15 protein-coding genes are annotated in these 20,862 nt (G+C 71.7%); 9 read left to right on the top strand and 6 right to left on the bottom strand.

Annotated features, from left to right (window positions below):
* Positions 1-99 precede the first annotated feature (99 nt).
* From AC07DU_RS03790 to AC07DU_RS03765, 6 genes are all read left to right on the top strand, one after another.
* Positions 100-1,305 carry a DUF4190 domain-containing protein gene (locus tag AC07DU_RS03790; protein WP_479109457.1) on the top strand — a complete coding sequence of 402 codons (1,206 nt, stop codon included), beginning with the start codon at positions 100-102 and terminating at the stop codon, positions 1,303-1,305.
* Between the two features lie 177 nt (positions 1,306-1,482).
* Positions 1,483-2,235, top strand: coding sequence for a GntR family transcriptional regulator (locus AC07DU_RS03785; protein ID WP_360900787.1), 753 nt, complete (start codon positions 1,483-1,485; stop codon positions 2,233-2,235).
* Between the two features lie 275 nt (positions 2,236-2,510).
* The gene (locus AC07DU_RS03780) at positions 2,511-2,696 is read left to right on the top strand and encodes an SPOR domain-containing protein (RefSeq protein WP_360900784.1); all 186 of its coding nucleotides are present in this window, start codon (positions 2,511-2,513) and stop codon (positions 2,694-2,696) included.
* A gap of 39 nt (positions 2,697-2,735) precedes the next feature.
* On the top strand, positions 2,736-3,164 hold the full coding sequence (locus AC07DU_RS03775) for a (deoxy)nucleoside triphosphate pyrophosphohydrolase (RefSeq protein ID WP_479109455.1): 429 nt from the start codon (positions 2,736-2,738) through the stop codon (positions 3,162-3,164).
* Between the two features lie 185 nt (positions 3,165-3,349).
* Complete coding sequence (locus tag AC07DU_RS03770; RefSeq protein WP_479026907.1) at positions 3,350-3,778, top strand: ATP-binding protein; 429 nt, start codon at positions 3,350-3,352, stop codon at positions 3,776-3,778.
* Positions 3,779-3,960: 182 nt separating this feature from the next.
* Complete coding sequence (locus AC07DU_RS03765; RefSeq protein ID WP_453373490.1) at positions 3,961-6,570, top strand: SpoIIE family protein phosphatase; 2,610 nt, start codon at positions 3,961-3,963, stop codon at positions 6,568-6,570.
* 28 nt (positions 6,571-6,598) lie between these two features.
* On the opposite strand, the gene AC07DU_RS03760 is transcribed toward AC07DU_RS03765, so the two are convergent.
* The 6 genes from AC07DU_RS03760 to AC07DU_RS03735 all read right to left on the bottom strand — a co-directional run bounded on the left by AC07DU_RS03760 (position 6,599) and on the right by AC07DU_RS03735 (position 13,453).
* Positions 6,599-7,318, bottom strand: coding sequence for a PspA/IM30 family protein (locus tag AC07DU_RS03760; RefSeq protein ID WP_479109453.1), 720 nt, complete (start codon positions 7,316-7,318; stop codon positions 6,599-6,601).
* Positions 7,319-7,385: 67 nt separating this feature from the next.
* Positions 7,386-9,425: a TPM domain-containing protein gene (locus AC07DU_RS03755; RefSeq protein ID WP_479109884.1), complete on the bottom strand. Its 2,040-nt coding sequence runs from the start codon at positions 9,423-9,425 to the stop codon at positions 7,386-7,388.
* Between the two features lie 176 nt (positions 9,426-9,601).
* Positions 9,602-10,378 (bottom strand): succinate dehydrogenase/fumarate reductase iron-sulfur subunit, encoded by a 777-nt coding sequence (locus AC07DU_RS03750; RefSeq protein ID WP_360900772.1) that lies wholly within the window; start codon positions 10,376-10,378, stop codon positions 9,602-9,604.
* A complete protein-coding gene (locus AC07DU_RS03745) occupies positions 10,375-12,291 on the bottom strand; it encodes a fumarate reductase/succinate dehydrogenase flavoprotein subunit (protein ID WP_479026913.1) in 1,917 nt (638 codons plus the stop codon). Before AC07DU_RS03745 ends, AC07DU_RS03750 begins: the two co-directional genes overlap by 4 nt.
* Entirely contained in the window at positions 12,292-13,119 is an 828-nt protein-coding gene (locus tag AC07DU_RS03740; RefSeq protein ID WP_360900766.1) for a hypothetical protein, read from the bottom strand.
* 103 nt (positions 13,120-13,222) lie between these two features.
* Positions 13,223-13,453: a hypothetical protein gene (locus tag AC07DU_RS03735; RefSeq protein WP_360900763.1), complete on the bottom strand. Its 231-nt coding sequence runs from the start codon at positions 13,451-13,453 to the stop codon at positions 13,223-13,225.
* A 347-nt stretch (positions 13,454-13,800) separates the two neighbouring features.
* Between AC07DU_RS03735 and AC07DU_RS03730 the strand changes: the two genes are divergently transcribed.
* From AC07DU_RS03730 to AC07DU_RS03720, 3 genes are all read left to right on the top strand, one after another.
* Positions 13,801-16,275, top strand: a complete 2,475-nt coding sequence (locus tag AC07DU_RS03730) for an ABC transporter family substrate-binding protein (RefSeq protein WP_479109451.1) — start codon at positions 13,801-13,803, stop codon at positions 16,273-16,275.
* A 386-nt stretch (positions 16,276-16,661) separates the two neighbouring features.
* Positions 16,662-18,566 (top strand): translational GTPase TypA, encoded by a 1,905-nt coding sequence (gene typA, locus AC07DU_RS03725; protein ID WP_360900757.1) that lies wholly within the window; start codon positions 16,662-16,664, stop codon positions 18,564-18,566.
* 494 nt (positions 18,567-19,060) lie between these two features.
* Entirely contained in the window at positions 19,061-20,716 is a 1,656-nt protein-coding gene (locus AC07DU_RS03720) for a peptide ABC transporter substrate-binding protein (RefSeq protein WP_479109449.1), read from the top strand.
* Positions 20,717-20,862: the final 146 nt, after the last annotated feature.

Genomic DNA, 20,862 nt, shown 5'->3' with positions numbered 1-20,862 from the left:
TGTACGGGCGGGGGCGACCGACAGGGCGGTCGTCCCCGCTGCGTACTATTCGCGCATTCGTTCGCGCCCGTGCCGCCCCCTGCGATGGAGTCCGACCCCTTGAGCACCCCGCCGAGTCCTCCCTCCGGACCGGGCCACTCCTGGCCCCCGCCGTCCCCGCAGCCGGCGTGGGGACCGCCGCCGGGCTACGGGCAGCAGCCGGGCTACGGACAGCAGCGGCCGGGGCTCAACGGCTTCGCGCTCGCCTCGCTCCTCGTCGGGCTGCTGTGCTTCCCGCCGCTGGGCGTCGTGTTCGGCGTGGTGGCCCTCGTACAGATCGCGAAGAAGCGGGAGCGGGGCAAGGCCCTGGCGATCGTGGGCCTGGCCGTGTCGGTGGCGATGACGGGCGCGCTGGTCTTCACCGCCGAGCGGGTCGCGTCGGCGGTCGGCGACGGGTTCGGGACGCTGGGCGGGCTGCCCGACGCCGACACCGACGTCGAGGGCGAGCTCACGGACATGGACGAACTGCGGTCGGGCGACTGCTTCAACGTCCCGGGCGGGGACCTGATGGACGAGCGGCCCCTGACGTACAAGGTCGACTGCGCGCAGGTGCACCACGGCGAGGTCACCGCGTCGAAGTCGCTGGGCGCGGCGGACGCCCCCGGGTCCGCGGCGGGCGAGGACGAGCGCGCGTCCGAGGACGCGTGCTGGAAGGCCCAGGACGAGTACGCGATGGACACGTGGGCGCTGCCCGAGTACGCGGAGATGTTCTACTACGCGCCCTCACGCCAGTCGTGGCGCCAGGGGGACCGGCTCCTGCTCTGCGTGATCGGCACGACCGAGGAGGAGTGGCGCGGCAGCCTACGCCAGGACGCCGCCGCGCTGAAGCCCGAGCAGGTGGCCTTCCTGCGGGCCGCCAACGCCGTGGAGTTCGTCATGAGCCGGCCGCCCGAGGAGGAGGTCGAGGACGCGCTCGGCACCTACCAGGCCTGGGCGGCGCAGGTGCACGCGGCGCTGGGCGACGAGGCGAAGGTGCTCCAGAGCGACAAGGCCCGGCCCGGGCTGGAGAAGGCCGTGCCGACGCAGCTCAAGGCGATCGAGGAGGCCCGCGCGGCGTGGCAGCGCGCCGCGCAGGCGAGGACGCCGGCGGAGTTCGACAAGCAGTGGGGGCGGGCCATGGCCGCGTTGTCCCTGGACACGGAGCAGGCGCTGCGCGGAGCGTACGGCCTGACGACGGAGGTCCCGCAGTGGCTGGAGGACAGTCAGGGGGGCGGCCAGGACCCGGAGACGGGGCCGGGCCGCGGGCCCTCGTCCGAGGCGGTGTGAGGACGCGGGCCCGTCGGACCGGGGTACGAGCGTTGCCGGACGTCGCCCTGGTGACGCGCAGTAACGGGTTTGAGTGACCTGCCTTCATCACTTCGGGTGAAACTCTGGCCCTTGCTTGCAGTATTCAACCGTCGGTTGCCAGGGTGTAGCTGTCTGTCAACCTGATGGGAGTGGCCAGTGACTTTCGGTGAGCAGCCGGCCTATCTGCGCGTGGCCGGGGATCTTCGACGGAAGATCGTCGACGGTTCTCTGCCCCCGCACGCCCGGCTCCCCTCCCAGGCTCGCATCCGCGAGGAGTACGGGGTCTCCGACACCGTGGCCCTGGAGGCGCGCAAGGTCCTCATGGCGGAGGGGCTGGTCGAGGGCCGGTCCGGGTCCGGTACGTACGTGAAGGAGCAGCCCGTCCCGCGGCGGGTCGCCCGCTCCGGCTACCGCACGAGCGGCGCGTCGACGCCGTTCCGGCAGGAGCAGGCGGACGCGGGTGCGCGCGGCACCTGGGAGTCGAACAGCGAGCAGACGGGCGCGCCCGCGGAGATCGCCAAGCGGCTCGGCATCGAGCCGGGCGAGCGGGTGATGCGGACGCGGTACGTCTACCGCGACGCCGGGGAGGCGATGATGCTGTCGACCTCCTGGGAGCCCCTCGCCGTGACCGGCCGGACGCCGGTGATGCTGCCGGAGGAGGGTCCGCTCGGCGGCTCCGGGGTCGTCGACCGGATGGCCGCGATCGACGTCGTCGTGGACAACGTGGTGGAGGAGGTCGGAGCGCGGCCCGGCCTGGCGGAGGAGTTCCTGCTCCTCGGCGGGGTGCCGGGACACGTGGTGCTGGTCATCGGCCGCACCTACTTCGCGTCCGGCCGCCCGGTGGAGACGGCCGACGTGGTCGTCCCGGCGGACCGGTACCGCCTGGCGTACCACCTGCCCGTGCGGTGAGGTGAGGTGAGGCGGCCGCGCCGGACCGTGGGGACGGCGCCGGCCCCGTGCGGCGCCGCCGACGGGTGAGGCGCGCAGGTCCGGGGGCCGGCGCGCGACCGCGGCGCTCCTTCTGAACGGGCGCGCACGGCGCAGTCGTACGCATGGCCGGATGCGTACGCCCCGAGGTACCTCTTCGTGAAAAACCGTATCCGCTCCGTAAAGGTCGGGCGTAAGCTCGGGCATATGCGCAATGCGGTTTCCCGGGCAGGTACGTCGGCGGAGGGTGAAACGCGATGAATGACAGCGGTGCCCTGCTCCCGTGGCTGGTCATACGTCAGGACGACAACGGCAACCGCTACCGGGTGGGGCGCTATCCCACCCGGGCCGAGGCCCAGAAGGTCGCCGACAGCCTCGACGACCGAGGACACAAGCAGCTCTACTGGGTCGAGCGGATCGGTCAGACCGCCACGACGAACTGAGCGTCGCAGCTCCAGGCGACGCTGGCATAGGCTCCGCCCATGACGGTACGAGTGGTCGTGGGCGGAGCCCTTTGTCATGAAGGGCGCCTGCTGGCCGCCCGGCGCAGCGCGCCGCCGGAGCTCGCCGGGCGCTGGGAGCTGCCGGGCGGGAAGGCCGAACCGGGTGAGTCCGTCCCCGAGGCGCTGGTGCGCGAACTGCGCGAGGAGCTCGGCGTGGAGGTCGAGCCCCTGGAGCGGATCCCGGGGGAGTGGCCGCTGAAGCCCGGCCTGGTCCTGCACGTGTGGACCGCCCGGCTGCTCTCCGGAGTTCCCGCGCCCCTGGAGGACCACGACGAGCTCCGCTGGCTCGGGCCGCTGGAACTGGAGTCGGTGGACTGGCTCGACCAGGACCGGCCGGCCGTCGCCGAGGCGGGACGCCGACTGCGCGGCGAAGCGACGGAGGGCGAACAGGGCGAACAGGGCGAATAGGGCGGCGAGGGGGACGCCGGGGGGCGCGTGACATTCGCGCTCTAGGCCGTCTGCGTCACAGTGCGCCGGTGGGGGCGGGGCGGAGTGGTACGACGCCCTGAATATCGGGTATGTCGCTATTAATCCCTATCTCGTCCCCCTTTCGTCCCCGACGAACCGGACTGGGGTCACTGCTGGCCCGGGAAGTGATCGGCGTGATGGACACAGACGGCGCGTGTGCCGAGTGGGCCTTCCCCGCCGAGCCCGGCGCCGTCCGCACCGCACGTCACGCCGTCCGCGGCACCCTCCGCGCCTGGGGCCTGGAAGCCGTCGGCGACGTGACCGTCCTGCTGGTCAGCGAGCTCGTCACCAACTCCCTGCGGTACGCTTCCGGCCCCATCGGGGTCCGCCTGGAACGGCGGAATCCAGCCGCCGACAACGCCGCCGGAGGCCGCGCGCTTCTCGTGGAGGTCTCAGATCCGCTTCCGGATCCGCCCCTCGCGCGGGTCGCCGGGGCCCAGGACGAGGGGGGACGTGGACTGCACCTCGTCGCCGTCTCCTCGCGGCGGTGGGGGACCCGCCACGGGAAGTCGGGCAAGACTGTGTGGTTCGAGTTGGCTCTTCCTGGTGAGTAACAAGGTGAACGGTGACGAAATGACCCTCTGACGAGGTCCGGGGGAGATCACTGACGTGGCTCGAAATCATCGAGACCGTGCTGTGATCGTGAACGCCGTGCCGTCCGGGGCCGTGGTGCTGAATACTGCGGTCATGGCCGGTCCGGTTGCGGTGAGCTGGAGGGGACGGTCGCGTGAGCGAAATACCTGCGCAGGCACAACAGGCCAACGTGCCTCAAGAGTCATGGCACGACGCCCTGTGGCACAGCAGCCCGCCTGGCTCGATATATGACTACATAAAGGTCGCTTCCTTCTCGATCGGTCCCGACGGCTTCATCGACCAGTGGAGTCTGCGCGCCGAGGAACTCTTCGGGCTGACTGCCGCCCAGGCCGTCGGACGCGATCCGGTCGACGCCTTCATGCCGCCCGAGCTGCGCCCCGACGCGCACCGCAAAGTCGCGGAGATCCTCGACGGCAAGGAGTGGACCGGCCTGATCCCCTTCCGGATCCCCGGCGGGGACGGTGCGCACGGGGTGGCCGAGATCTATGTGATGCCCACCCAGACCGAGACGGCCGAGCGGGCCGCGCTGTGCGTCGTCGTCGACGTGCGCGCCCTGCGGTCCATCGAGTCCGACCTGGCGGCCTCACAGGCCATATTCGGTCAATCTCCCTTCGGCTTCCTGCTCTTCGGTACGGACCTCACGGTGCAGCGGGCCAACCGCCGGTTCGCCACCGTCTTCGGCGGCGCCGCCGAGGAGCACATGGGCCGCACCGTGCACGACTACCTGCCCCCGCACGAGGCCGACCGGATGGCCGACGCCCTGCGCCGGGTCCTGGACACCGGGGAGGCGGTCACCGACCTGCGCATCACCGGCGCCGCGCCCGGCAGCCGGGAGAACCGCCACTGGTCCATCAACCTCTACCGCGTGCACGGCGGCAGCGGGCGCCCCGTCGGCGTCGCCGGCATCGGCACCGACGTCACCCGCCGCCACCTCGCGGCGCGCGAGGCCGCCGGGGTCCGGCGCAACCTCGCCCTGCTCAACGAGGCCGGGCACCGCATCGGCAACTCCCTCGACCTGGAGACCACCGCCCGGGAGCTCCTCGACGTGACCGTCCCGGGCTTCTGCGACCTGGCCGCCGTCGACCTCTACCAGGCGCTGCTGCTCGGCGACGACGACCGGCCCGCCCGGCCGCAGGGCCCGGGCGTGCCCAGCCTCCCCGGCCAGGGCCCGGCCCGCACTCCCTCCGCCGCGCTGCGCCGGGTGGCCTTCGCCTCCGCCGTATCGGGCGCCCCGCTGTCCGGTCCGGTCGCGCCGGTCTCCGTGGGCGACGTCCACCGGTACCCGGCGGCGTCGCCGGGCGCGCTCGCCCTGCGCACGGCGCGGCCGCGGCTGATCGAGGGCGGCGGGCCGGAGGACCTCGTGCAGTCCACGCTGGTCGTGCCATTGGTCGCCCACGACACGGTCGTCGGGCTCGCGCAGTTCTCCCGTACGAAGGGCAGCGAACCCTTCGGCGAACGGGACCGGGCGGTCGCCGTCGAGCTGGCCGCGCGGGCCGCCGTGTGCATCGACAACGCGCGGCTGTACCGGCGCGAGCACGAGCGGGCCCTGATACTGCAGCGCAGTCTGCTGCCCCCCGGCGACCCCGAGGCGGCCGGTCTGGACATCGCCTGCCGCTACCTGCCCGGGAACGCGGCGACGGAGGTCGGCGGGGACTGGTTCGACGTCATCGAACTGCCCGGCCACCGCACGGCCCTGGTCGTCGGCGACGTCATGGGCCGGGGCCTGCGGGCCGCCGTGGCCATGGGCGAACTGCGGACCGCCGTACGGACCCTCGCGCTGCTCGACCTCGAACCGGCGGAGGTGCTGAGCGCGCTCGACGAGATCGCGCGGGGCCTCGGGGCGCCCGGCGGCTCCCAGCAGGCGTCGCGGGCCGCCCTGCACTCGCGGGACGCGGACCGCTCCGAGGTGTACCTCGCCACCTGCGTCTACGCGGTCTACGACCCGGTGACGCGGCGCTGCACGATCGCCAACGCGGGCCACATGCCGCCCGTCCTGGTGGAACCCCCGGACGAGGGCGGGACGCCGCGGCCCGCCCTGCTGCTGGAAGTGCCCCCGGGCATGCCGCTGGGGGTGGGCGGGGAGCCGTTCGAGGAGGTGGAGGTCGAACTTCCGGAGGGCGCCCTGCTGGCCCTCTACACCGACGGCCTGGTCGAATCCCGCGACCATCCGCTGGAAGAGGGACTGCGCGGCCTGCGCGCGGCCCTCGCGGACCCGGTGCGCCCCCTGGAGGACGTGTGTGACCACGTCCTGAACACGCTGGACACCCGGCACGGCGAGGACGACATCGCCCTGCTGATGGCCCGGGTGCAGGGGCTGCCGATGGACGCGGTGGGCGACTGGCAGCTGCCGCGGGAGGCCCGCTCGGTGGGGCGCGCGCGGGAACTGGCCCGGGCGAAGCTGCCGGCCTGGGGCCTGGAGGGGCTGCTGGACACCACCGAACTGCTGGTCAGCGAGCTCGTCACCAACGCACTGCGGTACGGGGAGGGCGAGATCCGCCTGCGCCTCCTCCTGGACCGGACCCTCGTCTGCGAGGTGTGGGACGCGAACCTCGTCCAGCCGAGGCGCCGGCGCGCCCGGGACACGGACGAGGGAGGGCGGGGGCTCCAGCTCGTCGGGATGCTCTCCGCGGGCTGGGGTACGCGCCGCACCCACCGGGGCAAGACGGTCTGGTTCGAGCTCCCGCTGCCGGGCGCGACCGCGGAGGCGGTGTCCGAACTCTCCGCCGAGCAGCTGCTGAACATGTACGGCTGACCCCCGGGGCCGGGATCCCGGGGAAGGGTCAGACGGCCGGGCGCCCCTTGAGCGCGGCGAGCCTGGCCTCGATCTCCGAGGTCCTGCCCAGGTCGTCCAGGGACTCGAACTGCGCGTCCAGCGAGGAGGCGGCCAGCTCCTGCTTGCCCAGCGCCAGCGCCTCCTCGCGCCGCACCTTCTCCTCGAAGCGGTGCAGCTCGCTCGTCGGGTCCATGACGTCGATGCTCTTCACCGCGTCGAGCATCGTGTTCTGCGCCTGCGCGGTCCTCGCGCGGGCCACCAGCTCGTCGCGCTTGGCCTGGAGCTCGGTCAGCTTGTCCTTCATCGAGTCCAGGCCCGCCTTGAGCCGGTCGACGACCTGCCGCTGGGCGGCGATCGTCGGCTCCGCCGTCTTGGCCTCCTTCTCCGACTGGAGCTGGCGTCCCAGCGCCACCTTCGCGAGGTTGTCGAACTTGTCGGCGTCCGCGCTCGCCCCCGACGCCCGCAGCTCGTCGCCCTTGCGGCTCGCCGCGAGGGCCTTGGAGCCCCACTCGGAGGCCGCCTCCACGTCCTGCGTGTGGTCCGCCTCCAGCATCCGCAGATTGCCGATCGTCGTCGCCACGGCCTGCTGCGCCTCCGAGATGTTGTTCGTGTAGTCCCGGATCAGCTGGTCCAGCATCCTCTGCGGGTCCTCCGCCTGGTCCAGCAGCGCGTTGATGTTGGCCTTGGCGAGCTGGGTGACGCGGCCGAGGACGGTCTGCTTGCTCATGGTCGGTCTCTCCTGGTGAGGGTCGGGGTGAGGGGGTGAGGGTGAGGCGTCGCGCTGCCCCCTGCCGTCAGAAGCGGCCGCCGCCGCCCATCCGGCCGCGGGTCGCGCCGCCGCCGAAGGAGCCCGGGGCCCCGCCGCCCCCGAAACCGCCGCCCCCGCCTCCGAAGCCGCCGCCTCCGATGCCGCCGCCCCGCAGGATCTGGCCGAGGATGATCCCGCCGAGCACGGCGCCGCCCCGGCCGCCGCCGGCCCGCCTCCCCGCGTACGGGTCCTGGTACGCCCGTACGTCCTGCTCCGCCAGCCGCTGCGCCTGCCGGGCCAGCTCATCCGCCCGCTGCGCCTGAGCCAGCGCGCCCGCCGGGTCCGCGGCCGTCAGGGACACCGCCCGCTCCAGGTGCCGGCCGGCCTCCGCCAGGCGGGTGCGGGCCTCGCTGCCGATCGCGCCCCGGGTGGTGGTGATGTAGTCCGTCGCCGCGCCGATCGCGCTGCGCGCCGAGAGCATGGCCTGGTCGAACAGGGCCACCGCCCGCTGCCGGCCCGACTCCCGCTCCCGCACCCCGGCCAGGGCCTGGTCGAGGGCCGCGTCGGCCTCCTCCACGCGGCGCAGGGCGTCGATCGGGTCGTACCGCCCGGCCGCCGTCTCCCGCTGGACGTCGGCCAGTACGGCCTCGGCCCGGCCGATCCGCCCGCGCAGGTCCGCCGTGGAGGTGCCCTCCGCGGTGCCCGTCAGCAGCCCCCGCGCGTCGGCGAGGTCGGACTCCGTCTCGTTCAGTGCGCCCGGCAGCGCCCCGGCCGCCTCCGCCAGCTCCCGCGCGCGCCGCTCGACCGCGTCCACCAGGGTCGCCACCTGGTCCACCGCGCTCTCCGCGGCCCGTACGTGCACGGCCGCCCTGCCGTTGTCGCCGCCGTCGACGGCCGCCCGGGCCTCGCCCAGCTCGGTCGTCGCGAACAGCAGCCGGTCCTCGGCCCGTTCGGGGTGGGATGCCACCGGCGCGGACGCGGAGTCCGCGTACAGCCCGGCCAGCGCGGTCACCGTCGCCCCGGCCGTCGTCGTCCGCCCGGTCAGGTCGCGCACGCGCTCCCGCACGGCGGCGAGGGCCTGCGGGGCGTTCTTCTCCAGGTCGCGCAGCCGGTCGAAGTCCGCCGACTCGGCGTCGAGCCGCCGGTTCGCCTCCGTGCAGCGGGCCACGATCTCGTCCAGCATCCGGCGCCGGACCGCGTCGTCCTCCGGATGGGCGTCGTCGAGCTGCTGGCGCAGCCGGAAGGCCTGCGTCAGCTCCCCCTTGGCGTGGTCCACGGCCGCGGTGAAGGGGCCGACCGCCTCCTCGCCGAACTGGGCGGTGGCGAAACCGAGTTCCTCGGTGCTGGTGCGGATCGCGTCGTCGGTCTGCACCAGCAGCGACTTGGCCTCGGCGTCCAGCTGCGGCAGCGGCAGCCGGTCGGGTGCCCCTTCGGGCCAGCCCGGTCCGGTCGTGGCCGCGCGGCCGCCGCCGGGACCGGCGCCCCTGCGCCTGCGGCGGGTGTACGCGTACGCCGCGAGCGCGCCGGCGGCGCCGACCGCGACCACCGGGAGCACGAAGTCCCCGGCCCCGCTCTCGCCGCTCGCCCCGCCGCCGGGATCGGCCGGGCCGGGGGTGATCGCCGGCGCCGGCACGGGCCTGCCCGCGAGCACGGCGTCGTAGCCGTTCGCCGCACCGATCGCGGCGCCCGCCCAGTCGTTCTGCTTCAGGGCCGGCTCGATGGCGGTCCGCGCCACGGCGGCCAGCTGCTGTTCGGTGAAACCGGAGTCGACGGCGGCCGAATAGGCGTAATGGCGCGCCCCGGTGGCCACGGCCAGCAGGACGTCCTCCTGGCCCAGGCCGTTCTTCTCCGCGGTGGCGTCGGCCCAGCTCTGGGCCGAGCGCCCCGAGAAGTCGCGTACGTACGCCACGAAGAGCTGGATCCTCCGCTCGGCGTACAGCCGGTCGAGCGCGGCGGCGACGGCGGCCTCCCGGGCGCCCAGGGCCCCGACCCGGTCGGTGATCTGCCCCTGCCGGGACAGGCTCACGGGATCGTCGGCGCGCGCGGGCGACGTCCCGGCCGGCCCCCAGCCGGCGACGGCCAGCAGCGCGGCGGCGAGGACGAGGCCGACCCGTACCGCCGCCGCGCCGCGCGGCCCGCTTCTCTTGTTCCTTCTGGGCACCCTCACATGGGGGACATTATGGGTGGTTCCGCCCTCCCGCACCTGGAGTCACGGGAGGGCGGCTGCCGCTGTCGTCCACCTCATGCCCCACCTCATGCCGACTACCGGGGATCCGAACGCCGCCCGATCTTGTTCCCCAGCCACACCAGCGGGTCGTACTTGCGGTCCACCGCCCGCTCCTTCAGCGGGATCAGCGCGTTGTCGGTGATCTTGATGCCCTCGGGGCAGACCTCCGTACAGCACTTGGTGATGTTGCAGTAGCCCAGCCCGTGCTCCTCCTGGGCGGCGCGCTTGCGGTCCAGGCCCGCCTCCGCCGCCGCGTCCAGGGGGTGCATGTCCAGCTCCGCCACCCGCATCAGGAAGCGCGGACCGGCGAAGGCGCTCTTGTTCTCCTCGTGGTCCCGCACCACATGGCAGGTGTCCTGGCACAGGAAGCACTCGATGCACTTGCGGAACTCCTGCGAGCGCTCCACGTCGATCTGCTGCATCCGGTACGCGCCCGGGGCCACCCCTGCCGGAGGCACGAAGGCCGGGACCTCCCGCGCCTTGCGGTAGTTGAAGGACACGTCCGTCACCAGGTCGCGGACGACCGGGAAGGCGCGCAGCGGGGTGACGGTGATCGTCTCGGACCGCTCGAAGGTGGACATGCGCGTCATGCACATCAGCCGCGGGCGGCCGTTGACCTCCGCGCTGCACGAGCCGCACTTGCCCGCCTTGCAGTTCCAGCGCACCGCCAGGTCCGAGGCCTGGGTCGCCTGGAGCCGGTGGACGATGTCCAGGACCACCTCCCCGTCGTGCACCTCGACCGTGAAGTCCCGCAGTTCCCCGCCCTCCGCGTCACCCCGCCAGATCCGGAAGCTCGCGTCGTACGTGCTCATTCGTACTGCTCCTCTTCGGCGAGGTACTTGGCCAGCTCTTCCTTCTCGAACAGCGCGAGCAGGTCGGGGCGGATGGGATCGGTGCGGACCCGGGTGAGCTCGATCCGGTCGGCCCGGGGATCCGCGGGCGGCGGGTCGACGGGGCGGCACAGCAGGTTCACCGGGCGCCAGCTGCGCTCCATCGCCGGGCAGTCCTCGCGGGTGTGCCCGCCCCGGCTCTCGGTGCGCTCCAGGGCCGCGCGGGCCACGCACTCGCTGACCAGCAGCATGTTGCGCAGGTCCAGCGCGAGGTGCCAGCCCGGGTTGAACTGCCGGTGCCCCTCGACACCGGCCCGGGAGGCCCGCAGCCGCAGCGTCGCGAGCTTCTCCAGCGCCTCGGCCATCTCGCCCTCCCGGCGGATGATGCCGACGAGGTCGTTCATGGTCGTCTGGAGCTCCTGGTGGAGCGTGTACGGGTTCTCCGCGCCCTCGGCGGCGTGGAAGGGGGCCAGCGCCTCCGCGGCCGCCGCGTCGATCTCCGCCTGGGAGACGGCCGGGCGCCCGGCGGCCCCCGAGGAGGCGTCCCGCGCGGCGTACTCGGCGGCGTGCAGCCCGGCCCGCCGCCCGAAGACCAGCAGGTCGGACAGGGAGTTGCCGCCCAGCCGGTTCGAGCCGTGCATCCCGCCCGCGACCTCACCGGCCGCGAAGAGCCCCGGGACGCCGACCGTGGCCGCCGTGTCGGAGTCGACCGCGATCCCGCCCATCACGTAGTGGCAGGTCGGGCCCACCTCCATCGGCTCCGCCGTGATGTCCACGTCCGCCAGCTCCTTGAACTGGTGGTACATGGAGGGCAGGCGGCGGCGGATCTTCTCGGCCGGCATGCGCGTGGACACGTCGAGGAAGACACCGCCGTGCGGGGAGCCGCGGCCCGCCTTGACCTCCGCGTTGATGGCCCGCGCCACCTCGTCGCGCGGCAGCAGTTCGGGCGGGCGCCGGTTGTGGTCCGGGTCCTCGTACCAGCGGTCGCCCTCCGCCTCCGACTCGGCGTACTTCTCCTTGAAGACGTCGGGGACGTAGTCGAACATGAACCGCTTGCCCTCGGAGTTGCGCAGCACCCCGCCGTCGCCGCGCACCGACTCGGTGACGAGGATGCCCTTCACCGACGGCGGCCAGACCATGCCCGTCGGGTGGAACTGCACGAACTCCATGTTCAGCAGGGGCGCGCCCGCGAGCAGGGCCAGGGCGTGGCCGTCGCCGGTGTACTCCCACGAGTTCGAGGTCGTCTTGAAGGACTTGCCGATCCCGCCCGTGGCCAGGACGACCGCCGGGGCCTCCAGGACGAAGAAACGGCCGGACTCCCGCTCGTAGCAGAAGGTCCCCGACACCTGGTCACCGTCTTTGAGGACCCTCGTGACCGTGCACTCCTGGAAGACCTTGAGCCGGGCCTCGTAGTCCCCGTACTCCTTGAAGTCCTCCTGCTGGAGCTGGACGATCTTCTGCTGGAGGGTGCGGATCAGCTCCAGGCCGGTGCGGTCCCCGACGTGCGCGAGCCGCGGGTACTCGTGGCCGCCGAAATTGCGCTGGGAGATCTTCCCGTCGGGCGTGCGGTCGAAGAGCGCGCCCCAGGTCTCCAGCTCCCACACCCGGTCGGGGGCCTCCTTGGCGTGCAGCTCCGCCATCCGCCACTGGTTGAGGAACTTGCCCCCGCGCATGGTGTCGCGGAAGTGCACCTGCCAGTTGTCACCCTCGTTGACGTTGCCCATGGAGGCGGCGATCCCGCCCTCCGCCATCACGGTGTGGGCCTTGCCGAAGAGGGACTTGCAGATCACGGCCGTACGGGCGCCGCGCTCGCGGGCCTCGATCGCGGCGCGCAGCCCGGCGCCGCCCGCGCCGACCACGACCACGTCCCACTGCTGCCGGTCGACTTGAGCCATTTAGAAGATCCTCGGGTCGTCGAAGGTGCCGCTGGCCACCAGGTACACGTAGAAGTCGCACAGGGCCACGCTGATCAGGGAGGCCCACGCCAGGAGCATGTGGCGGGCGTTGAGCGCGCTGACCCAGCCCCACAGCCGGTAGCGCACCGGGTGCTTCGAGAAGTGCTTGAGCCTGCCGCCCACGATGTGGCGGCAGGAGTGGCAGGACAGGGTGTACGCCCAGATGAGGACGATGTTGACGAGGAACAGCAAGGTCCCCAGGCCCATGTGGCCCCACGCGTAGTGCTCGTCGCGGAAGGTCAGCACCGTGTCGTACGTGAGGATGCCGGCCACCGGGAGCGCCGCGTAGAAGAAGTACCGGTGCATGTTCTGGAAGATCAGCGGGAAGCGGGTCTCGCCGGTGTACTTCGCGTGCGGTTCGGCGACGGCGCACGCGGGCGGCGAGGCCCAGAAGCCCCGGTAGTAGGCCTTGCGGTAGTAGTAGCAGGTCAGGCGGAAGCCGAGCGGGAAGACCAGGATCAGCAGGGCGGGTGACAGGCCCCACCAGCTGCCGAAGAGGTCCCAGTTCGGGCCGTCGCGCATCTCCCGGCAGTTCTCCGCGAGGCACGGGGAGTAGAAGGGGGAGACGTAGGGGGCCGCGTAGTAGTCGGCGTTCGCGAAGGCCCGCCAGGTCGAGTAGACGATGAAGGCGAGCAGCCCGGCCGCGGTGGCGGCCGGGGCCAGCCACCACCGGTCGGTCCGCAGGTGCCGGGCCGCGATCGCGGCCCGGGAGGCGTCGTGGACGCCGCCGCCGGGCCGCTGCTGGGGTCGTTCCGTGCCTGTGGCCAAAGGGGACTCCGGGAGGAGTGATGAGGGGTGGCCCAGGAGGCCCGGCCGCGGACGGCCGGGCCAGATGGGGTGCGGGTCGTGGGACCGGAGAGGACGTGCGCCGTCAGGGTGCGCGGCGGTCGCGCAGGCCGAGGCCCTCGTCGTCGGCGTCCTTCCACAGCGAGCTGTCGTACGGGGTGTCCGGGACCGTCACCATGCGGGACGGGTCCGGAGCGGGCGCCGTCGTCGAGCTCCCCGGCTTCTGCCGCCTGGCCTGCTGCTCCAGCTGCTCGACCTTGCGCGTCAACTCGTCCAGGTTGCGCCGTACGGCACTCAGATCGTCTTGCAGGGACATGATTTGCCCTCACTTCCGCCGGACTGCGGTGGCAACGCTCATGTGCGCCTGCGAGTGTCGCGCTTCCCGTCCCCCCTTGTGAAGGGACGTGCAGCGATTGCGGGCGCGCAGGCGTGAACTGTGCGCCCCTCCCTGCCCCCATTCTCATCCCTCTCCCGGGGGACCGCCCCTCGGCCACGCACAGGGGATTGGTCCGCACGGGTGGGGTTCGCGGCGTGGCGAGAGGCGGCTGCGAAAGGTGCGACGGGCCGTCGATTTCAGTGGGTTCCGGCAACCGGTGTGATCAGCTCCAAATACCGCCGAACGTGATCATGCTTCCCCCACGCCCCGCCCCGGAGGTACGACCCATGTCCCAGAGAAGGCGCAGGTCCTTGGCGCTCCTGACCTCGGGAGTCCTCGCACTGCCACTGCTCACGGGCTGCGGCGCGGGTGACGACGAGGGCGGACCGGCCGCGGCGGGGCAGGACATCGCCGCGACCGTCCGCGACCAGGTCGCGGACGGGGGAGTGCTGCGCTGGGCGGTGGACACCCTCCCGGACACCCTGAACACCTTCCAGGCCGACGCGGACGCGACGACGAACAGGATCGCCGGGGCCGTGCTGCCCCAGCTGTTCGTGCTGGACGGCAGGGGCCGGCCGGTGGCCAATCCCGACTACCTGGAAAAGGCCGAGGTCGTCGAGCGGGAGCCCAAGCAGGTCGTCCTGTACAAGCTGAACCAGCAGGCGGTGTGGAGTGACGGGCGCGAAGTCGGCGCGGCCGACTTCGTGGCGCAGTGGCGGGCGCTGAACGGCAAGGACTCGGCGTTCTGGACGGCGCGCAACGCCGGCTACGACCGGATCGAGAAGATCGAGAGGGGCAAGTCCGACCTGGAGGTCAAGGTCACCTTCGCCAAGCCGTACTCCGACTGGCGCTCCCTGTTCACCCCGCTCTACCCCAAGCAGGTCATGGGCACCCCGGAGGCCTTCAACGAGGGCGCCCGCGGCGCGCTGAAGGCCACCGCCGGCCCCTTCGCGCTCGGGGCGATCGACAAGAAGACCGGCACCGCGGCCCTGACCCGCAGTCCGCGCTGGTGGGGCCGGCCCGCCAAGCTCGACACACTGGTCCTGACGGCGGTGCCCCGGGCCGAGCGCCCGGCCGCGCTGGCCGCCGGGAAGCTCGACATGGCGGAGATCGACCGGGCGGGCGCCGACCGGATCGCCCTGGCCCGCCGCGACGCCTCCGGCCAGGGCGGCAAGGGCTCGGGCGGGGCCCCCGCCCACGGCCCGGCGGCCGCGATGACCCCGGCGCAGGCCACCCTGTCGTGGGCGATCGCCTTCGGGACGGACGAGGGCAAGGCCGCGGCCGAGCAGGAGAGCCGCCGCAAGCACCTGGCGGCGGTGAAACGGTACGCCGACGAGCAGGCGGCCCTGCGCGACTTCACGGTGCGCAAGTCCCTGGAGCCGGCCTACACGCAGCTCGCCATGAACGGCGCGTCCGGCCCCCTGTCCGACGAGCGGGTGCGCCGGGCGGTCGCCCGGGCCCTGGACCGCAAGGCACTGGCCGAGCTCGTACTGAAGCCGCTCGGCCTGCCCGCGAAGCCCGTCGGCAGCCACCTGGCCCTGGCCGGGCAGCGGGCGTACGCCGACAACAGCGGCGCCCTCGGCGGCCAGGACACCCAGGCGGCCCAGGCCCTGCTCGCGGACGCGGGCTGGCGCCGGGGCGGCAAGATCACCGAGCCGGCGGGCGCCAAGGCCGGCCCGCAGAGCGGCGCGGAGGGTTCCGAGGACGCGAAGCAGGACGACGGGAAGACCCCGTCGGGCCCGGGCACCGGGAACGACGGCCTCTACATCGTGGGCCAGGACGACGGGGCCAACGGCGACCTGCGGTCCGCGACCGCGCAGCTGCCGAAGGTCCGCCCGGTGGGCAAGCCCGCCGGCCCCGCCGCCCGCAGCGGCCACGGCGGCACGCACGGCAGCCGCCCCGAGGGCCCCGAGGGGCACAGCGGCGACGGAGTCCTCGCCGGGACGGCGGCGTACGGACCCGACGGCGAGATCGTCGACGCCGACGCTTTCGCCCGGGGCGGTCCGCAGGACGGCACCTCCCCGGTCCTGGCCCCCGCCCCCTTCGCGGCCCAGCAGGAGGCCGCCCTGCTGGCCCAGGCCGGCCGGCTGGCCGCCGTCGACGACCCCAAGCGCGGCCCGGCCCGCGACGGTGACGCCGGCGAGCCCGCCAAGGCCACCCCGGCCCCGGCCAAGCAGGCCACCCGCACCTCGGGCTCCATGCTCGCCAAGGACGGCAAGGCCCTCACCCTGCGCTTCGTCCTCCCGTCCGGCCCCGGCTCGGAGTCCCTGCGCACGGTCGGCGACCGGATCGCCCAGATGCTCCGCAAGGTCGGCGTGAACACCGAGATCACCAAGGTGGCCGACGACAGCTTCTTCAAGGACCACGTCGCCTCGGGCCAGTACGACCTGGCCCTGTACTCCTGGCCCGCCACGGCCTACCCCGCCACCGACGCCCGGCCCATCTTCGCCAAGCCGGAGCCGGCGGCGGACGGCTCGCTCCTCGTCGAACAGAACTACACCCGGGTCGGCACCGACCACATCGACCAGCTCTTCGACCAGGCCCTGGGCGAGCTGGACGAGGAGCAGTCCCGTGAGCTGATGCGCAAGGCCGACGCCCGGATCTGGGCCGCGGCCGGCTCGATCCCCCTCTACCAGCGCCCGGAGCTGGTGGCCGTCAAGCCCAGCCTGGCCAACGCCGGCGCCTTCGGCCTCGGCGCCCCCCGCTACCAGGACATCGGCTGGAAGAAGCAGCAGGCCGCCCGGGACAAGAACAGGAAGTAACCGAGGAGGACCGGGGTTCCGCGGGGCTTCCCCGGGGAAGCCCCGGGAAGCCCGGGGGAGAAGATGTGGTGACAAAGGGGTGACTGTCGCAGTGACCGGCGGGTATCAACCTCAGATGTGACTCAAGTCCCTTGCCCGCCGAATCCCCGGCGGGCAAGGTCGTGCATACCCGTTGACCCGCGTGATTACAGGCAGGAACGGCGGTCGGGGCACCCCACGCATCACCCGGCCGCGCTCAGTCGTCCGGCCTCTTGACAGACCCCCCGGCATGCAGTTCCCGCTGCGCGACGTACCATGGGGTAAGGCCGTGGCAGGTTTTCGCCCGGTCGAGGCGCGCGTGCCGGACCGTACGCGACGCCATCCACGATCCCGGGAGAAGCGCCGAAGTGCCCACGCGCCACGACATCCGTAACGTCGCCATCGTCGCCCACGTCGACCATGGCAAGACGACCATCGTCGATGCCATGCTCAAGCAGGCCGGTGCCTTCGCCGCCCACCAGCACCTCGACGACCGCATGATGGACTCGAACGACCTGGAGCGTGAGAAGGGCATCACGATCCTCGCCAAGAACACGGCGGTGAAGTATCACCCCAAGGACGGCGGGGCCCCGATCACGATCAACATCATCGACACCCCCGGCCACGCCGACTTCGGTGGTGAGGTCGAGCGCGGTCTGTCGATGGTGGACGCCGTCGTTCTGCTGGTGGACGCCTCCGAGGGTCCGCTGCCCCAGACCCGCTTCGTCCTGCGCAAGGCCCTGCAGGCGAAGATGCCGGTCATCCTCTGCATCAACAAGACCGACCGTCCGGACTCCCGGATCGACGAGGTCGTCAACGAGACGTACGACCTCTTCCTCGACCTGGACGCGGACGAGGACCAGATCGAGTTCCCGATCGTCTACGCCTGCGGCCGTGACGGCGTCGCCTCGCTGACCAAGCCCGAGGACGGCACCGTCCCCGCGGACAGCGACAGCCTGGAGCCGTTCTTCTCCACCATCCTGGAGCACGTCCCCGCCCCGGTGTACGACGAGGAGGCCCCGCTCCAGGCCCACGTCACCAACCTGGACGCCGACAACTTCCTCGGCCGCATCGCGCTCGTCCGCGTCGAGCAGGGCGAGCTGCGCAAGGGCCAGACCGTCGCGTGGATCAAGCGTGACGGCACCATCTCGAACGTCCGCATCACCGAGCTGATGATGACCGAGGCGCTCACCCGCAAGCCGGCCGAGGTGGCGGGCCCGGGTGACATCTGCGCGGTCGCCGGATTCCCCGACATCATGATCGGCGAGACCCTGGCCGACCCGGAGAACCCGATCGCCCTGCCGCTGATCTCGGTCGACGAGCCGGCGATCTCCATGACCATCGGCACGAACACCTCGCCGCTGGTCGGCCGCGGTGGCACGGGCAAGGGCGCGGACGCCAAGTCCGCGGTCAAGGACCGCAAGGTCACCGCCCGCCAGGTCAAGGACCGCCTCGACCGCGAGCTGGTCGGTAACGTCTCGCTGCGCGTCCTCGACACCGAGCGTCCCGACGCCTGGGAGGTCCAGGGCCGCGGTGAGCTCGCGCTCGCCATCCTGGTCGAGCAGATGCGCCGCGAGGGCTTCGAGCTCACCATCGGCAAGCCGCAGGTGGTCACGCAGGAGATCGACGGCAAGGTGCACGAGCCGGTCGAGCGCATGACGATCGACGTCCCCGAGGAGCACATGGGCGCGGTCACGCAGCTCATGGGCGTCCGCAAGGGCCGCATGGACAACATGTCGAACCACGGCTCCGGCTGGGTCCGCATGGAGTTCGTGGTCCCGTCGCGCGGTCTCATCGGCTTCCGTACGGAGTTCCTGACGGGTACGCGCGGTACCGGTATCGCGCACTCCATCCACGAGGGCTACGAGCCGTGGTTCGGCCCGCTGGTGACCCGTAACAACGGTTCGCTGGTCGCGGACCGCGCGGGCTCGGTCACGCCGTTCGCGATGATCAACCTGCAGGAGCGCGGCGTCCTGTTCACCGACCCCGGCACCGAGGTGTACGAGGGCATGATCGTCGGCGAGAACTCGCGCTCCGACGACATGGACGTGAACATCACCAAGGAGAAGAAGCTCACCAACATGCGTGCGGCTTCCGCGGACAACACCGAGAACGTGGTGCCGCCCCGCAAGCTCTCCCTGGAGCAGTCCCTGGAGTTCTGCCGCGACGACGAGTGCGTCGAGGTGACCCCGGAGGCCGTCCGCATCCGCAAGGTCGTCCTGGACCAGAAGGAGCGCTCGCGCACCGCGTCGCGCGCCAAGTCCGCCAAGTAGCCTCAGGCGCAAGCGCGTTCCAGGCGTAGGCACGTAGGATCCACCACGGCCACCCCCGGCTTTGCTCGGGAGGTGGCCGTAGTGGTCGAATCACCCGCAAAACACAGCAGCCCCGCCCCTCGCGACGTCCGTGAAGGGAGGGGCTGTTCGCTTTTGTCAAGCGGATTTTTGCGTTCTAGTGTCCGCATACCGACCGTGACACTCCGGAAGATGAGCTAACCGTCCGTTTCGCACGTGTCTGTCTCCTATCCGTTTGTCCGGATTTCGGGTTTCTGCCGGGGATCGATGTTGTGAAAACGAGACCACTTAAGTGTGGTTTACGGCCTGACCGTCCCCGAGGATGGCTCCATTGAGCTCGGGTCAATGGGTCACGCGCTGTGGGGAGCGCGCCGACTCACGAGCACACTATGGGCAGGAATCCGCTCGTCGTCAGGGGTGTCGACGAGGTTTCTCTGCCCCTCAAGTCGATCAGTGGACTCATGAGGAGGAAACCCATGCGCGGTGCCAAGAGCGCCAAGTGGGTCGTGGGCGCGGTTGTCGTCGCCCTGGCCGCTACTGCCTGTGGCGGCAGTGACGGTGACAGCAAGGACAAGGGCAGTGCCGCCGCCGGCGGCACGTTCCGTTTGGGCAGCACCGAGCCGGACACCATCGACCCGGGGCGTGCCCACGAGTCCACGGGCATCCTGCTGGCCAACGCCCTGTTCACCGGCCTGTACGGAAACACGCCGGACGGCCTGGCCGAGCCGGCGCTCGCCGAGTCGGCGACGTCCGACGAGGGTTGCACGTCCTGGACCTTCAAGATCAAGCCGGACACCAAGTTCTCCAACGGCGAGGTCGTCAACGCCGAGTCGTTCGCCCGTGGCTGGGCCCGTGCCGCGCACAAGGCCGCCGCCTCCGACGTGGCGTACCACTTCGCGGGCATCAAGGGCTACGAGCAGCTGCAGGACGGCTCCGCCAAGACCTTCAGCGGTGTCACCACCCCGGACGCGAACACCCTCAAGGTGGACCTGTCCAAGGCGGACTGCGAGTTCGTCCTGAAGACGGCGCACAACGCCTACAGCCCGGTCCCCTCGACGGCCAAGGTCGGCGAAGAGGACAAGGCCTTCGGCGAGGCCCCCATCGGTAACGGTCCGTTCAAGATGGACGGCACGTGGGAGCACAACAAGGCGATCAACCTGGTCCGCAACGACGGTTACAGCCTGCAGAAGGCCTCCCTCGAGAAGGTCCAGGTCACGCTGCTCAACGACAAGACCGCGCACCAGCTCGAGTACGACGGCTTCCAGGCCGGCACCTTCGACTACGCGCACATCCCCGTGCCGATGCTGAAGACGGCCGAGGCCAAGTTCAAGGCGCAGAACAAGTGGTTCGCCAAGGACACCAACGGCATGAACTACATCCTGCCGATCGGTGACAACGGCCCGACCGCCTCCAAGGACGCCCGTCTGGCGATCTCCTACGCGATCGACCGTCAGGCCGTCGCCAAGGGTGTCTTCCAGGGCTTCCAGACCCCGTCGACCACCATCGTGCCGCCGGCGTTCCCGAAGGCGTACCAGAAGGACCTCTGCGTCTCCTGCATCAAGCAGGACCCCGCCAAGGCCAAGGAGCACGCCGAGAAGGCGGGCCTGAAGCCCGGCAGCGAGCTCAAGTTCAGCTTCAACACCGGTGCGGGCCACGAAGAGTGGGTCCAGGCCTTCGCGAAGCAGATCGAGGACGTCCTCGGCGTCAAGGTCAAGCTGGACGGCAAGGACTTCCCGGGCATGCTCAAGGAGCAGCAGGGTTCCCAGGCCACCGGTGTCTACCGCTTCGCGTGGGGCGCCGACTACCCGACCCCGGAGAACTTCCTCTTCCCGCTCCTGCACTCGTCTTCCATGGCGAAGGACGCTGAGGGCAACGTGACCGGTGACAACCGCGTCCGTTACAACAACCCGGAGTTCGACAAGCTGATCGACACGGCCCGCGCCACCAAGGACGAGGCCGCTCGCATCAAGATGTACCAGCAGGCCGAGAAGATGGCCATGGACGACATGGCGCTCATCCCGACCTTCAACCGTTCCCAGTTCCGCCTGATGGCGACCGACAAGTTCAACGGTCTGGACGACATCAACTTCAACGAGGACCCGATCCTCGAGAAGATCTCGCTCAAGAAGTAATCGGTTCGGACGGTATATCCGTCAGGAGCGAACGTGCCGCGGCCCCCGGGTGACCGGTGGGCCGCGGCCCCGCTCGGCAGGCCGTTTTCACTTCGGCACCCCTCACATCCGCGGGCAATCCCCGCACGCCGAGAGCCGGCCCGTTC

This window comes from Streptomyces sp. NPDC045695 (genome assembly GCF_056432025.1).
This window is presented reverse-complemented; position numbering and strand designations above follow the sequence as displayed.

Bases quoted from the DNA above. Each gene is read 5' to 3' on its own strand.
- AC07DU_RS03780 (WP_360900784.1), top strand. From the start codon at position 2,511: ATGAATGACAGCGGTGCCCTGCTCCCGTGGCTGGTCATACGTCAGGAC.
- AC07DU_RS03775 (WP_479109455.1), top strand. From the start codon at position 2,736: ATGACGGTACGAGTGGTCGTGGGCGGAGCCCTTTGTCATGAAGGGCGC.
- AC07DU_RS03760 (WP_479109453.1), bottom strand. From the start codon at position 7,318: ATGAGCAAGCAGACCGTCCTCGGCCGCGTCACCCAGCTCGCCAAGGCC.
- AC07DU_RS03750 (WP_360900772.1), bottom strand. From the start codon at position 10,378: ATGAGCACGTACGACGCGAGCTTCCGGATCTGGCGGGGTGACGCGGAG.
- AC07DU_RS03745 (WP_479026913.1), bottom strand. From the start codon at position 12,291: ATGGCTCAAGTCGACCGGCAGCAGTGGGACGTGGTCGTGGTCGGCGCG.
- AC07DU_RS03735 (WP_360900763.1), bottom strand. From the start codon at position 13,453: ATGTCCCTGCAAGACGATCTGAGTGCCGTACGGCGCAACCTGGACGAG.
- AC07DU_RS03730 (WP_479109451.1), top strand. From the start codon at position 13,801: ATGTCCCAGAGAAGGCGCAGGTCCTTGGCGCTCCTGACCTCGGGAGTC.
- AC07DU_RS03720 (WP_479109449.1), top strand. From the start codon at position 19,061: ATGCGCGGTGCCAAGAGCGCCAAGTGGGTCGTGGGCGCGGTTGTCGTC.